Source organism: Peribacillus sp. R9-11, assembly GCF_031345095.1.
Classification (GTDB): domain Bacteria; phylum Bacillota; class Bacilli; order Bacillales; family DSM-1321; genus Peribacillus; species Peribacillus butanolivorans.
Map to the genome: position 1 here is coordinate 4,890,668 of NZ_CP133763.1, position 14,837 is coordinate 4,905,504.

Here is a 14,837-nt window from a genome sequence, read left to right on the forward strand (position 1 = left end):
TCCATAAGATTGAATACCCTTAATTTATTGTTCCACCTAAGGAATTTATAGGTTGTTTATTCATGCTGTGAGTATTTTCTTCTATTATATCTTCCCAAATTTTACCGATGTTATCTATTTCGTATCGCTTAACACTTTCAAGGCCTTTTTCGGAAAATGCTTTCCTATTTTCATAATCCTCCATTAGCGCCATTAGGGCTTCTGCGAATTTCTCAACATTACCATCTTCAACAAGTAAACCATCTTCATTATGGGAAATAATCTCACTTGGCCCTTTTGGACAATCAAAGCTCACCACTGGCACTCCACATTGCATAGCCTCTACAATAACCATTCCAAATCCTTCAAATCTTGAACTTAATGCATAAATAGAAGCTTTAGAAAGTTCAATATCTATATGCTGAGTCGAGCCCATTAAAATCACATGATTATACAGTTTATACTCTGAAATTAAATCTTGAAGATTATCTTTTTCACGGCCGTCTCCAAAAATTTTGAGCTTCCAATCCGGATATCGCTGATTGACAATTTTGAATGCCTCTATTAATAAATCAAATCCTTTTTGTGGTACTAAACGTCCAGCGGCAATTATGGTCTTAGAATCCAAAGGGGATACGACACCTTGTAAATTTGGAATAGAGTTGGTGATTTTTCTAACTTCAACTCTTCCATCTTTAAGTAGTTCTTTGTAATCCTTTGTATCTTCATCTGTTAACGTGGCCAAATAATCCAACTTAACATAATGTTTAATAATGGATTTCTTCATTCCCTCAGGATAGATGGAGAAGTTTAAGTGTTCTTGTCCAATAATGCGAACTTCTTTATTTGCATATTTACTTGCAAAGATGTTAAAGCTTGGTCGAGTGGTGACTAATATCCCCGAATTAATAGTTTTAATTATGTTATACAGCTTTATATCAGTTAGCAAGGAAAAGAAATGATATCCCTCGTCATCTGTATGAATAAGTTTACTTTTGATTTTAGATAATTTATTAGCTGTTCTCGTTTTTAAACTTGTATCATCTTTTCTTCTGCTAACTACATCGTGTAGGACAACGACCTTGATTCTAGGATCTATTTCAAAAAAAGGCACTTTCCGATAACGGAAGACACTAATGATTTCTATATCGTAACCAGATTGAGCTAAATAGTTAGTTACGTTAAGAACAGTTCGTACTGTGCCACCCATTCCATAAATATCAAACACTAAGAAACGAATTTTCACAACAGCTACACCCTTTTTCTATTTAATTTTTAAATACGGCTTCTATCGTTCGTTTAGAGGCTTGTCCGTCTTCTAAATGGCAGAACTTTTCTCTGAAATTCTTGAATCTCTGATTATATAATTTTTCTATTTTATCAATGTTTTCAATTGCATGGAAAAGCTGCTGTTCATTAAGGACAATAGGTCCTGGAGCTTCCGTCTGAAAGTCCATATAGAAACCACGAACCTGGGAACCATAACGAGATAAATCATATGTGAAGAAAATAATCGGTCTGTTTAAATTGGCATAATCGAACATAACAGATGAGTAATCCGTAATTAATAAATCAGAAATTAAATATAATTCCTGAATATCGTCATAACTTGAAACATTATAGATAAACTCTTCATACCCCTGAAGCCTAATACGGGTAGCATCCCGGTAATGTAATCGTAATAGTAAAACGTATTCTTCCCCGAATTCTTCTTTGAACCTTCTTAAGTCAAATTTAAATTCATATGGCTTATGTTGATTTCCGTTATGAAAATCATAGTCTCTCCATGTAGGGGCATATAAAATAACCTTTTTGTTTTTTGGGATATTAAGCTTTCCCTTAATTTTCTCGGTTTTCTCTTCAAGGTTTGTTTTATAAAAAATATCATTCCGAGGATATCCTACATCTAACATCTGTTTATCAAATCTGAATGCTCTCTTTAAAATTGTAGACGTGTACTCATTTGGTCCAATGAGATAATCCCACCTTGCATTTCGTCTGCTGATCTGAGGTGATGTGTTTTCTGTATAAGATAAAGAGTTAGGATCTATATCGTACCCTAGCTTTTTCAATGGTGTTCCATGCCATGTTTGTAGGTGGACTGTCTTATTCCTTTTTTCATAAAAATCAGGGAAGTTCCCATTATTTACAAAATATTTTGATGTAGCCATATAATAGTAGTATTTGAAAGAGTGTGGTCTGACCAGAATTGGATTCCCTGGAACTTCTTGCTTAAGATTATTTAAGACCCATATAGGTTTAATATTCTGTTTTTGCTCAAGCATTTCTTCATAAATTGCTTTAGGACTACATGAATAGCTTTTCCCATGAAAACTTTGGAAAATAACATTTTTCCGGTTAATTGGAAGAACCTTATTACAAGCCTTATAAAAGCGGAGACCCCATTTAGTCAAGATTCTTTTATACTTACCATTTTGTTTAAGACGATCCTCTAAGGTTGAAATCACCTTTGCCGGGTCAATATTCATAGTAAATGGTACAAAACCTTTTTCAAGTTGAATTTCACACTGAATTAGATCAAAGCTAATATCTTTAAGCAATGAATCGCTCATTTCTAAAAGGCCTTGAGAACCTAAGTCTGCGGATACAATAAATTGAAACTCAAGCTTAGTTTTTCCTGTTTTTTCAGTTTGCCATGTGACAGGAAGTTCATATACGACACCGTATTGTGCTTTAATTGTTAATTTTCCTTTAGTAGTTGCAGGGAAGTCGATATTAGGAGGTTGTATATTTAGCTTTCCTACTATAGAAAGAATCCCTTTTTCTATTTCAACCTTTTCAATAGACTTAACGGCAAGATAGTCCCGAGAAAAAATGGATACTTCCTCATGGAGGGTATAATAAGGCTTTACAGCAAGAATTTTCCCTTCTGCATCGGAAAACATCATCTGTGGTATTGAGATTAACTTTTGTTTATTAGTAATACCATCCAAACGCGTTACTAAACGGTTCATTTGTCCATCCACCAAAAGATATAAATCCCAAACCCCGTCTGTAAATATGCCCCTGTCCACAAGTTCTTTTACTTCGAATGTGTGGGTGAAATAAGACTCATTGATTTCAATATCTATTTGATATTCTTCAACAGACTGACGCTCTCTCACAACAATATGAGCGTTATTGTAGGATACTTCATTAGCTTTATCTCGTGAGATTACTCTTCCTGATAAAGTGATTTCTCCATTTTCAGAATAAATTGCTTCGACTTCAGCCTGTAAGTTTTCTTTTGTCACAAATAAAGCAATTCCTTGACTCTCTTCATCTATATTAATGTAAATATTCTTAATACCTTCAGAAGTCTGGAAAACTGCTGTTTTATTAAGGTCTACAGCAGGTGGAATTATTATTGGTAACATCATCTCTTGGTTCTCAAAGGTCATTTTGATGAATAGTTCTGTAGATTGTTCATCTAACAACTCATAAGAATTTTTTGAGAAGTCGAGGCGAATATCGAACCCTGTCCAATTATATTTATTATCTGGTTGACCAAAAAGTGTTGAAACATCACTACGAGCCACATTATTAATATCAATATTTATATCTTTATTACTAGAATGAAGAATAAGTTGCTTCCTCACATCTTCAGACTTTTTCACATCCCAAGATGGAACTAGGAAATAGCCACTTAACAATAGAGTTCCGTTTTCTTCTAACGCTATGTTTTCTACTCTGAGGATAGCTTTACTTTCCTCACATCTAAAAGATAAATTTCCTTTGATTGTGGAATAGGGGAGAAATGAGATATTTGAATTTTTCACATAAAAAGGAGGGAATTCAATCGATTCTGAAAGTTTATTTTTAACTCGAGTTTTAATTACAGTTCCATTTTTTTCTTTTTGTAAATAGGCATCCCATATTCCTGTTGTAAGATAGTTGATATGGTTATCTATTGAAATGTCCACACTAAATATTTCTTTTCCTTCATGCTCGTTTATAGGAAACTTCAAAACCTGTCTAGATGTTCTATCGATTAAAGTGAAGAAAGCCTCGCCCTCACTTAACGCTTCATCAGTTTTTAATATGATGCTAATTTTCTTTGCTTGATACTTTATATCAAACAAAGAACACTCTGATTGTTCTTTAGGAAGCCATAATAATTCTAAAACCTTCAATTTGCATTTGCACCTCTCAGTTATTAACTCTTAATTTTTCTGTTGGTTTAAACCATTTAATAAAATATTAATTAAACAATTCGCTTGAGCAAGCAATAAATAATACGATTGTTTTTGCATGATATTATATAACCCTTATTTACAAATAATTTACAAATAATTCACAAAACTTTAATACCATTATATATATTTTTTAACAAAACTGAGTATATCATACCATTTAGTTACATACCATAAGGATTTTTTTGTTATCATTTTATAAGGATCGTTCTGTTTAGAATTATAAAATTTCATCAAATATATTAAACGGTTTATGGTACTTTAATTGACGTATAGGCTTTTTTAGAGATTAAACACCTCTTCTATGTACTTTGCAATCATCCACCTTCGTATAATCCCTTGACCCTTGGTCTTTTCCTATTAGCTTTTCCGAATTGTCCATGCAGGAGTATCTACTCATAAGTATTTAAAGAATAGTCATTCATTAAACACTATCCTACCTTTCCCTCCATATTGCTGAACTAATTGGATCTCAAGCATAAAGACATAGAAAATCCCGGATAAGGGACCTTTTTTCATGACCATTATTCGGGATTTTGTTCAAGTTCACAATGAAGAGAGTTTTTTTATACAAACAGAGTATTTTTTGAAAGGATTTAAAGTTAAAGATAATTCTCATGAGATTTATGTATAAAAACTACTTAACTGCCTTATGCTTTTTGAGTATACTTTCCAATTCTCTTAAAATGTCGTCTCTCAATTCAGGACGTTGTAGGGCAAATTCAATGGTAGTTTTTACAAAGCCATCTACAACTCCGACATCATGTCTTTTCCCTTCAAAATCATAGGCAAATACTGATTGAATTTCGTTTAGTTTTTGAATGGCATCAGTTAACTGAATTTCACCTCCAGCACCAGTTTCATGCTTAGCTAAAAAGTGAAATATTTCTGGGGTTAAAATATATCTCCCCATAATGGCTAAATTAGATGGAGCTGTTCCTTGTTCTGGTTTTTCAACAAAGTTATTAACTTCGTACCTTCTACCATCTTGAGTAAGCGGGTCAATGATACCATACCTATGCGTTTCGCTTTCATTAACGGATTGTACGCCAATAATAGACGAACCTGTCGCATCATATTCATTTATTAATTGACGCAATGAAGGTACCTCGCTTTGAACGATATCATCACCTAAAAGTACGGCAAATGGTTCTTCGCCAATAAAATTACGGGCACACCAGATAGCATGTCCAAGGCCTCTCGGCTCTTTCTGCCTAATGTAATGGATATTGGCTAAATTAGATGGATATTGTACTTTCTCCAATAAATCAAATTTTCCATGATCCCTCAAATTATTCTCTAGCTCATAGGCATTATCGAAGTGATCTTCTATCGCACGTTTATTCTTTCCTGTGACAATAATAATATCTTCAATGCCTGATTTCACAGCTTCTTCTATAATATATTGAATAGTTGGTTTATCCACTATTGGTAGCATTTCTTTTGGCATTGCCTTTGTAGCAGGTAAAAACCTTGTTCCCAATCCTGCTGCAGGTATAATTGCCTTTTGGATTTTTTTCATTGATTTGAAGCTCCTTCATATGACCTTTTAAAAAACTACTAATTTTTCCATCTAATATTTATAGTAACATAGACTTGGTTTTTGTAAACAATTTATCCTAAAAAATCCATTTAAGTTGTAGTTGGATACATAATTGTAATTTAAAGCTAATTAACACATCCCAATTACTTAGGTACTTAAAGACCCATACTTAAGAGAAACCTTTTAATTGAGGGTGACTGCCTGTCTAACATTATTTCCAACTATATCACTTGGTTCAAACCCCTAATGAAACTACTTCTTCGACAAAGTTGGAACTGCACTCCCCCTCTTACCTCTTTGACAAGAGAAAAACATCACATATTCCGTTCAGTTTTTTGTCTCTAAACCAAATACAAAAACGGAGAGACTGAAAATCCTCCGTTTTTTGACTATATTTTAATTAAGCCATTAATTTTTTCTATTTAAACTTTATAAAGTTTAAGTTTACACTCATAAATCGTTACGAATTATTCAGCTTCCGAAACAACAGTAAAGCGTTCATTTATGTGCTGAGGGCTTTCAATTTCATCTAATACTGCAATAGCAAAGTCAGCATAACTTATATAACTTTCACCTTTTGAGTTTACAAGGATGTTATCTTTCCCTAATTTATACCCACCTGTTCTTTTGCCTTGTGGATCAAAGAATGCAGAAGGACTGATAAACGTCCATTGAATTCCACTAGCATTTTGTAAATCCTCAAGGTTTTTAGATTGATTAGATGCTGTTGCAAAGTATTCTTTAGGAAAATCCGGTGTATCTAGTACGCGAGTTGTTTTCGCTTCGTCGACAAACAGACTTCCTGCACCACCAACAACAAGCAATTTAGTATTAGGTGCATCTTTCATAGCTTCAATTAAGACTTTACCAGCTTCAACATGTAGATGTTCATGCCCTGGAGCAGCCCCAAACGCATTTACGACCACATCAAATTCTTTAACATCATCTGCCTTCAAAGCAAATACGTCTTTTTCTAAAACTTCAGCTCCTTGATTTTGTACTTTCGCTGCATCTCTGACAATAGCCGTAACCTCGTGGCCTCTAGCTATAGCTTCTTTATAAATCAGACTTCCAGCTTTTCCACTTGCACCAATAATAGCTATTTTCATTTTAAAACTCCTCCTATAGTCGTCTTTATATTCAGGTTGTAACTAATTTGTTTACATGTAATAATATAAGTTACAGGATGACGTTTTGTCAATTTATTTTATCCAAACTTTAGTTTACTAATAACTTTTGTGAGCAATACTAACTTGTAACTACTCGAATTACATGTTAAGTAATTTATACTTAAATATAGAGATTTTAAAGGAGAGAAAAAAATGTCTATCAGTACCCGCTTTTCAGTAGGAATCCATATACTATCTCTTTTAGAAGTAAATAAAGAGGGAGTTAATACATCTGAATTTATCGCAAAAAGTGTTAACACCAATCCTGCTTTAATAAGAAAAATCACTGGCATGCTAAGAAATGCAGGTTTGGTAAATGTTCGGCCAGGTATTGCTGGAGCTACTTTGGCTAGGGAATTATCCGATATTACATTACTCGACGTTTATCAGGCTGTTAACGTCGTGCAGGATAAAGAATTATTTGGGATTCATGAACAGCCAAATCCAGCATGTACCGTTGGAAGAAACATACAAGATACAATTGGACCCATTTTTTCCGTTGCAGAATTAGCCCTAGAAAAGGCATTAGGAGTAGTAACTATTGAAGATGTTGTAAAAGATATTTTAGAAAAAGAAAAATTTAATAATCAGTAATGTATATAGAGGATTTTGGGGAAGTACATCAACTTTACGAAATGGTGCAAATTAAATAAAGGCACCATTCATTGTAGAGGTAAAATGAAACCATTTCCACAACGAAAGATGCCTTTATCAAAGGGTGTATTAATTTAAAGATTACTTACTCAATCATTATTGTTCTTACTCATAAGTATTCCCATACATACAGTAATAAATGAAAAAGCAGTAAAAGCTAACAACGGAATGGTGATAAATCCAAGCCAGTTAATATATTCTCCTGAACAAGGAACACCACTTTGACACATTTCGAACTGTTGAAGAGCAGGGATTTTTTGCAAGCTATAGTGATATCCTGAAACCAACATACCTAAAATCGACAAAGGGAGAATATAACGATAAATTTTTAGTTCCTGGTCATAAAAAGCACGGCCTAATAAAAAAACCAATGGATACATCAGGATTCTTTGATACCAACAAAACGTACATGGTACATAATGAAGAACCTCACTAAAATAAAGACTTCCAGATGTCGCAATGATAGATATTATCCAGGAAAATAACAGTGGCTTATTCATGAATTATTTCTCCTTCGCAGCTTCATCTACCATTTTCACTAAATCCTCAAGTGTATTTCCTTCAAACTTCTTACCATTAACAAATAAGGAAGGTGTTCCAGATACTCCTAATTCGGCCGCAGTCTCCATATCTTTGTTCCATGAATCCTCGGAAGAATCTGCTTTAAAAGATGTAACAACCTTTTTGACATCACTATCATTTACGATTTCTTTCAAGGTTTCTTCTAAAAACTTGTCCGTAAACACATCTTCTTTTTCATATTTCTGATCATCTGGCTGTTTACTGTATAACAGCTCATGAAATTCCCAGAAGGTATCATTTCCTAATTCCTTATAAACAGTCTCCGCGAATTTAGCAGATCGTATTGAATCTACGTTAATAAACGAATAATTCATGAAGTAAAATTGTGCTTTTCCGGTGTCAATCAATTCACTTTGAATAGAGGGAAAGAAATTCTCCTCAAATGATTTACAGATTGGACATTTATAATCACCAAATTCAACAATTTGAACAGGAGCCTTTTTATCTCCTAAATAGGGTTGTCCTTTATAATCAATTTCAAAGGCTACATCTTTTTCTTTTCCATTTGCTAAAAATATAAAGCCGATAATAATAACAGCAATTAACCCTATGATCCAAAATGTGAATGTAGACGATTGTTGTTGTTTATTATTTTTTTTGCTTTTATTGTTTTTATTGTTTTTATTGTTTTTAGTCATCTTATACCTCCATACTTATGTATTTGGGCAGAAACACTTCGTGGAGGTTCGGTTTTCAAACTCCTTTTGCTTCTACATTTATTGATACTTACTACATGTCACGAAATAATCAGCTTCCGAAACAAAAAATTCTTTCATGGATATACTAAGGTTTTTCTATTTCATCTAATGCGGTACTACCAAAATTAGCACCTAAAATGCCAATTTCCCCCCTTCTACTTTTCCGCCCTGTAACTAATTCATTTACATGTAATAATATAAGTTTCAGGAGAGTGTTTTGTCAATTACACGTAACTTTTATTTTGGCTCTTAACACACCTTCCATTTTCTAACACTTTTCAAACTAAAAACTGGGTTATCTCTCTAATTTTTTTAACTTGTAACTACTTGTATTACATGTTAAATAATTTATACTATTTAAGTATAGAGATTTTAAAGGAGAGAAAAAGATGTCTATCAGTACCCGTTTTTCAGTTGGAATCCATATATTATCTCTTTTAGAAATAAATAAAGAGGGAGTTAATACATCTGAATTTATCGCAAAAAGTGTTAACACCAATCCTGCTTTAATAAGAAAAATCACTGGCATGTTAAGAAATGCAGGTTTGGTAAATGTTCGGCCAGGTATCGCTGGAGCTACTTTGGCTAAGGAATTATCCGATATTACATTACTCGATGTTTATCAGGCTGTTAACGTCGTGCAAGATAAAGAGTTATTTGGAATCCACGATAACCCAAATCCAGCATGTCCCGTTGGAAGAAACATTCAAGATGCAATTGAACCTATCTTTTCAATTGCAGAACTAGCTTTAGAAAAGGCATTAGGCGTAGTAACTATTGAAGATATTGTAAAGGATATTATAGAAAAAGAAGAATTAGGTAAACGGACATTCTAAGGAAGATCAGCTTATCTATTAGTGATATTTGTTTATTTTTGTAGAAAAATCGATATAGAGATAATTTCGAAGATAATATGCTTTTTTCGTAGATATATTCCTTAATTCGAAGATAAAATGCCTGTTTCATAGATATATCCTCTCATAAGGAACAAAGTAGTCTGCGAATAATAGCTTAAAGTAAAAACACATGAGATATTCTCATGTGTTTTTACTTTTTTATTTATATTTAGGAATTTCAATCGTCAATTTATATGAATCTAACAAACTATACAAATTATAAATCTGTTTCACTTGTTTTGTTGCCCAACCAATATCAGTTGCGTACTGGTGTGAAGCATATCCATATTTCTCTGAGGCTGTGGGATTCCATCTCATTTTGTATAGCGTATCCTGTCCAGCAGAGATATATCCTTTGGCGATGAATTCAGCACCGCCAATGATTGCCGCTTCTGGAGTGAACCATCCTGCATTATAAGCATATTGTGCACCACTGCTTACCGCTGATCCATCATATGCTCCTACTCCATACATATTATAGACCGTTCTTCCATTCACCTTGACACCTGTCGCTAACGGTGAAGTCCCGTTCCCCGTCTCCAACAAAGCGTGTGAAATAAGATAAATCTCATTTACCCCATATTTTTCTCCTGCCGAAGTGAAGGTTGCAGCATGGCCTTGTAAGATACCTTTACCCGAAAGGATTCTATCATTCACTTCAGAAACATTCATGTTGGTCAATTGAGAGAGCTTAACGAATTGGAACGAATGGACTGGATCATTCACAAAATTATCAGGGTTGATATTATATTTTATATCTTCTGGACTAGCATTTACCCATGTCTTGTTATAATTCACTTCATACCAATAGTATCCGTCAGAGCCCTTTACTTTTGATTTAATATCCAATGATTGATTATTGCTGACAGCCCCCACTACCCAATAATTAGATCCGGCTCCGCCCCTTACACGCCAACTGGTTCCTTTTACCGTGCCTTTTGTTGAATTGATTAAAGTTAACCCATCCTCACGTATGTAGGTTTTATACTTTTTATCCGTTTGACCATTTACAGCCATTTGAATTTCAACCATCTTGTCCATCGTAAGATTATACTCTTTATCAACCCTGATGATCGTTCCATTCGAATTCCCTGGACTTTCTGGTGCTTTGGCTGATAAATATTGCGAACTTACATATCCTGTCTTTCCATTCGCCGTGATTCTTGACCACCCATTAGACTCCGAATAAACTGTTACTGCCGTATTGTTTACAAGTTTAGCTATAATCGAAGCTGAAGTTGATGCTGAAGAGCGCATATTTAAATTAGAGCCATCAACCACTTTTACATATTTAACTACCGTGGTTTCTTCATCGTCTGGATCCGGATCCGGGCTTTCCGGGATAGAACCAGGCTTCGTTGTTGATAGATATTGCGTACTAACGTACCCTTCTCCACCATACGCTTTAATTTTTGACCATCCATTCGATTCCGATATGACTTCTACCTCTACACCTTTTGCCAATTTCACAATGATGGAAGCGTCTTCTGACGGTTTATTCCGCATATTGAGCGTCCCCGAACTTACATTTACATATTTCGTCGTCGTTTTTTCAGGTATAGATGGTGTGGATTCCGTTTCTGGCTTTGTTGTCGATAAATATTTGGTACTGACATACCCGTCTTTTCCATCAGCCTTGATTTTTGCCCAACCGTTGGATTCTGAATACACCGTTACCTGCGTGCCTCTCGATAGCTTCGCGACTATGCTGGCACTTTCCGTCCCACTTTTCCGCATATTGAGCGTCCCTGAACTTACATTTACATATTTCGTCGTCGTTTTTTCAGGGGTGGATGGTGTGGATTCCGTTCCTGGCTTCGTTGTCGATAAATATTTGGTGCTGACATACCCGTCTTTTCCATCGGCCTTGATTTTTGCCCAACCGTTGGATTCTGAATACACCGTTACCTGCGTGCCTCTCGATAGCTTCGCGACTATGCTGGCACTTTCCGTCCCACTTTTCCGCATATTGAGCGTCCCTGAACTTACATTTACATATTTCGTCGTCGTTTTTTCAGGGGTGGATGGTGTGGATTCCGTTCCTGGTTTCGTTATCGATAAATATTTGGTACTGACATGTCCTTCTTTTCCATTAGCTTTGATTTTCGCCCAACCTTTAGATTCCGAAAACACCGTTACCTGCGTACCTTTCGATAGCTTCGCTACTATGCTAGCAGTTTCCGTTCCACTTTTTCGCATATTGAGCGTCCCTGAACTTACATTTACATATTTCGTCGTCGTTTTTTCAGGGGTGGATGGTGTGGATCCCGTTACAGGCTTTGTTGTCGATAAATATTTGGTACTGACATGCCCGTCTTTTCCATTAGCTTTGATTTTCGCCCAACCTTTAGATTCCGAATACACCGTTACCTGAGTGCCTTTTGAAAGCTTCGCGACTATGCTCGCAGTTTCCGTCCCACTTTTTCGCATATTGAGCGTCCCAGAACTTACATTTACATATTTCGTCGTCGTTTTAACAGGGGCGGATGGTGTGGATCCCGTTACAGGCTTCGTTGTCGATAGATATTTAGTACTGACATATCCTTCTTTTCCATTGGCTTTGATCTTCGCCCAACCTTTGGATTCCGAATATACCGTTACCTGCGTGCCTTTCGAAAGCTTCGCGACTATGCTGGCAGTTTCCGTCCCACTTTTTCGCATATTGAGCGTCCCAGAACTTACATTTACATATTTCGTCGTCGTTTTAACAAGTACTTCAGCTTTATTTACCGTTCCTGGCTTCGTTGTCGATAGATATTTAGTACTGACATATCCTTCTTTTCCATTGGCCTTGATCTTCGCCCAACCTCTGGATTCCGAATACACCGTTACCTGCGTACCTCTTGTCAGCTTCGCTACTATGCTTGCACTATCCGTTCCACTTTTTCGCATATTGAGTGTTCCGGAACTTACGTTTACATATTTCATCGTCGTTTTAACTGCGGTAGTAGCTGTGGTTACCGTTACAGTCTTCGTTGTCGATAGATATTTGGTACTGACATATCCTTCTTTTCCATCAGCTTTGACCTTCGCCCAACCGTTAGATTCCGAATACACCGTTACCTGCGTACCTTTCATCAACTTCGCTACTACGCCGGCGTTTTCAGATGCACTTTTCCGCATATTGAGCGAACCTGAACTTACATTTACATACATGTTACTAGTTTCTATAGTACTTATTTGTTCTGCAGGTAGTGGAGCTGCAGATATTTTTTCTTCGAAAGCAACTGTAGACAATACTGCAAAACAGAAAGTCGGTATAATTAATTTCTTCATTCCATTCTCCCTACTAAAGAATTATATTTTTACCATTTATTTAAATATCGGTTAAAATCATAGTTGTTTTATAGGTATTTATCCTTATTCGTTTAAAAATATATCATATTTCCTAGTGTCTTCAGATCTATAGAATCGATTTTAACAAAATAGTAATCTAACAGACATTTAAGTAATCAAATAGATATAATTGTAATATAGTCCACGTCCCAAAGTTAAAACGGAAAAAATACGCTATTGGATGACAAATAAAACCGAGCAGAATTAATGATGAATGCAAAAAAAGCCCCTCTTCCAGAGGAGTTATTTAGAAAAAATATGAAGATTTAGTTTTGAATTTATTACTCACTTCAGAACAGCCTAACTCCAATTGAAATAATAATTAACGTTCGACTAAATAAAAGCACATTTTTAAAAAAAGTCCGGAATATATATGTAGAGTAAGACATCCAATCCTTTTGTTTGACGCTTTGTCATAATAAACTATATAATTACTTATATATACTTATAGGAATCCTTCTGTTAAGGGGAGTAGCTATACAATAAAGTCGTCAATACAGGATTTTATCCTCGGCTTTATTGGCAACTAATTTTCAGTTGTTTGCAAGACCTTGCCGATTATTTGGTGAGGTCTTTTAATTTTTAAAGACGGTATAACCAACAATCGGTTATACCGTCTTTTTTATTGAAAAGAATTTGAAGCGATAATACTACTAATAGAGGTGAAAAGTATGCAGCAATATAGTGAATTAGCTCAAAGTGTCAAGATTTCTCATGATAAAAATAATACATTACTAGATGCCGATCATTCTTTATCACTTATTGGAAAAGGCCGAAGTGCTTATGTATTTAGAATACATTCTACCAATAAAGCAATGAAAGTGTTTTTTCCGAACCATACTCACACGGCTAAAGTAGAAGCTGAGATATACCAAACTGTTCAATCTATCGAATACTATCCAACTCTTTATGACGCGGGTGAGAATTATTTAGTTATAGATCACATCGAAGGCAACACTCTTTTTGAATGTTTAACATTAGGAATTCCGATAACGGAAGAAAACATAAAAGAGATTGACCATGCATTACAATTAGCAAGGAAAGAGGGATTAAATCCTTCAGATATCCATTTAAGAAACATCTTTATCACTTCTGAAAAGAAGGTGAAAATCATTGATGTTGCAAGGTTTAAGCAAGTGAAATCCTGCAATCAGTGGCACGACTTGAAAAGTGCCTTTCATCTCTTCTATTCGAAGTCATTTTTCCCGAAGAAAATCCCTAGCTTTATACTGAATTCCATAGCAGCGATTTATAAAAAAAGATTCTTACCCATCTAATCATCACTATAAAATCACATTGGAGGAACATATGAAAAAAATTATAACCATTGCTTTTATGTCCATCCTTACATTAAGCGGGTGCTCGCTTTTGGGAGAAGTCAATTCATCATTGGAATATGCAGATAATGCGACAGGGTATGTAAGTACAGTTAAGGAATTTGCCAATGAAGTGCCCGCATTGTCCCAAGATGCCGTCACTGATACCGAAGCAAGAGAAAATCTTGAAAAAGAACTACAACTGATGAAAACGGAGATTGAAGAATTCAATGCAACTGAACCACCCCAAATAGCAGAAAGCATCCATGAAAAAATCGTCAGTTCTAACCAACAGCTGTCAGATGGAATTGATTTATACCTAAATAATATAGAAAATGGTCAATTCGACCCCGAGGCACTAGAAAATTCAGAGATAATGAAATCTATCGAGAATATAACAAGCCTGGCAAACCAAATTGAAGAATTGGGTAATTAAGCAGACGGGCTGGATTGTTTTAAGCGCAGTATTTC

General features: G+C 35.0%; 11 protein-coding genes. 4 read left to right on the forward strand and 7 right to left on the reverse strand.

Annotation, left to right across the window (positions count from 1 at the left end; all coding sequences use genetic code 11):
* Positions 1-19 precede the first annotated feature (19 nt).
* The 4 genes from RE409_RS23705 to RE409_RS23720 all read right to left on the reverse strand — a co-directional run bounded on the left by RE409_RS23705 (position 20) and on the right by RE409_RS23720 (position 6,824).
* Entirely contained in the window at positions 20-1,225 is a 1,206-nt protein-coding gene (locus RE409_RS23705) for a glycosyltransferase family 4 protein (RefSeq protein ID WP_201222956.1), read from the reverse strand.
* Between the two features lie 22 nt (positions 1,226-1,247).
* Positions 1,248-4,112 (reverse strand): CDP-glycerol glycerophosphotransferase family protein, encoded by a 2,865-nt coding sequence (locus tag RE409_RS23710; protein ID WP_309558181.1) that lies wholly within the window; start codon positions 4,110-4,112, stop codon positions 1,248-1,250.
* 697 nt (positions 4,113-4,809) lie between these two features.
* Positions 4,810-5,694, reverse strand: coding sequence for a UTP--glucose-1-phosphate uridylyltransferase GalU (galU, locus tag RE409_RS23715; protein WP_309558183.1), 885 nt, complete (start codon positions 5,692-5,694; stop codon positions 4,810-4,812).
* 488 nt (positions 5,695-6,182) lie between these two features.
* The gene (locus RE409_RS23720; RefSeq protein ID WP_201186848.1) at positions 6,183-6,824 is read right to left on the reverse strand and encodes an NAD(P)-dependent oxidoreductase; all 642 of its coding nucleotides are present in this window, start codon (positions 6,822-6,824) and stop codon (positions 6,183-6,185) included.
* Positions 6,825-7,037: 213 nt separating this feature from the next.
* Between RE409_RS23720 and RE409_RS23725 the strand changes: the two genes are divergently transcribed.
* Complete coding sequence (locus RE409_RS23725; RefSeq protein WP_201186850.1) at positions 7,038-7,478, forward strand: Rrf2 family transcriptional regulator; 441 nt, start codon at positions 7,038-7,040, stop codon at positions 7,476-7,478.
* Between the two features lie 149 nt (positions 7,479-7,627).
* Here the strand turns inward: RE409_RS23725 and RE409_RS23730 are convergent, their stop codons facing one another.
* On the reverse strand, positions 7,628-8,038 hold the full coding sequence (locus tag RE409_RS23730) for a disulfide oxidoreductase (protein WP_053347803.1): 411 nt from the start codon (positions 8,036-8,038) through the stop codon (positions 7,628-7,630).
* A gap of 3 nt (positions 8,039-8,041) precedes the next feature.
* The gene (locus RE409_RS23735) at positions 8,042-8,758 is read right to left on the reverse strand and encodes a DsbA family protein (RefSeq protein ID WP_309558184.1); all 717 of its coding nucleotides are present in this window, start codon (positions 8,756-8,758) and stop codon (positions 8,042-8,044) included.
* A gap of 449 nt (positions 8,759-9,207) precedes the next feature.
* On the opposite strand from RE409_RS23735, the gene RE409_RS23740 reads away from it, so the two are divergent.
* Entirely contained in the window at positions 9,208-9,654 is a 447-nt protein-coding gene (locus RE409_RS23740; protein WP_201186855.1) for an Rrf2 family transcriptional regulator, read from the forward strand.
* Positions 9,655-9,873: 219 nt separating this feature from the next.
* Here RE409_RS23740 and RE409_RS23745 read toward each other — a convergent pair whose 3' ends face one another.
* Positions 9,874-12,990, reverse strand: a complete 3,117-nt coding sequence (locus RE409_RS23745; RefSeq protein WP_242485372.1) for an SH3 domain-containing protein — start codon at positions 12,988-12,990, stop codon at positions 9,874-9,876.
* A gap of 731 nt (positions 12,991-13,721) precedes the next feature.
* Between RE409_RS23745 and RE409_RS23750 the strand changes: the two genes are divergently transcribed.
* On the forward strand, positions 13,722-14,327 hold the full coding sequence (locus RE409_RS23750) for a protein kinase family protein (RefSeq protein ID WP_056520214.1): 606 nt from the start codon (positions 13,722-13,724) through the stop codon (positions 14,325-14,327).
* 31 nt (positions 14,328-14,358) lie between these two features.
* Positions 14,359-14,802: a DUF6376 family protein gene (locus RE409_RS23755; RefSeq protein ID WP_201186857.1), complete on the forward strand. Its 444-nt coding sequence runs from the start codon at positions 14,359-14,361 to the stop codon at positions 14,800-14,802.
* Positions 14,803-14,837 lie beyond the last annotated feature (35 nt).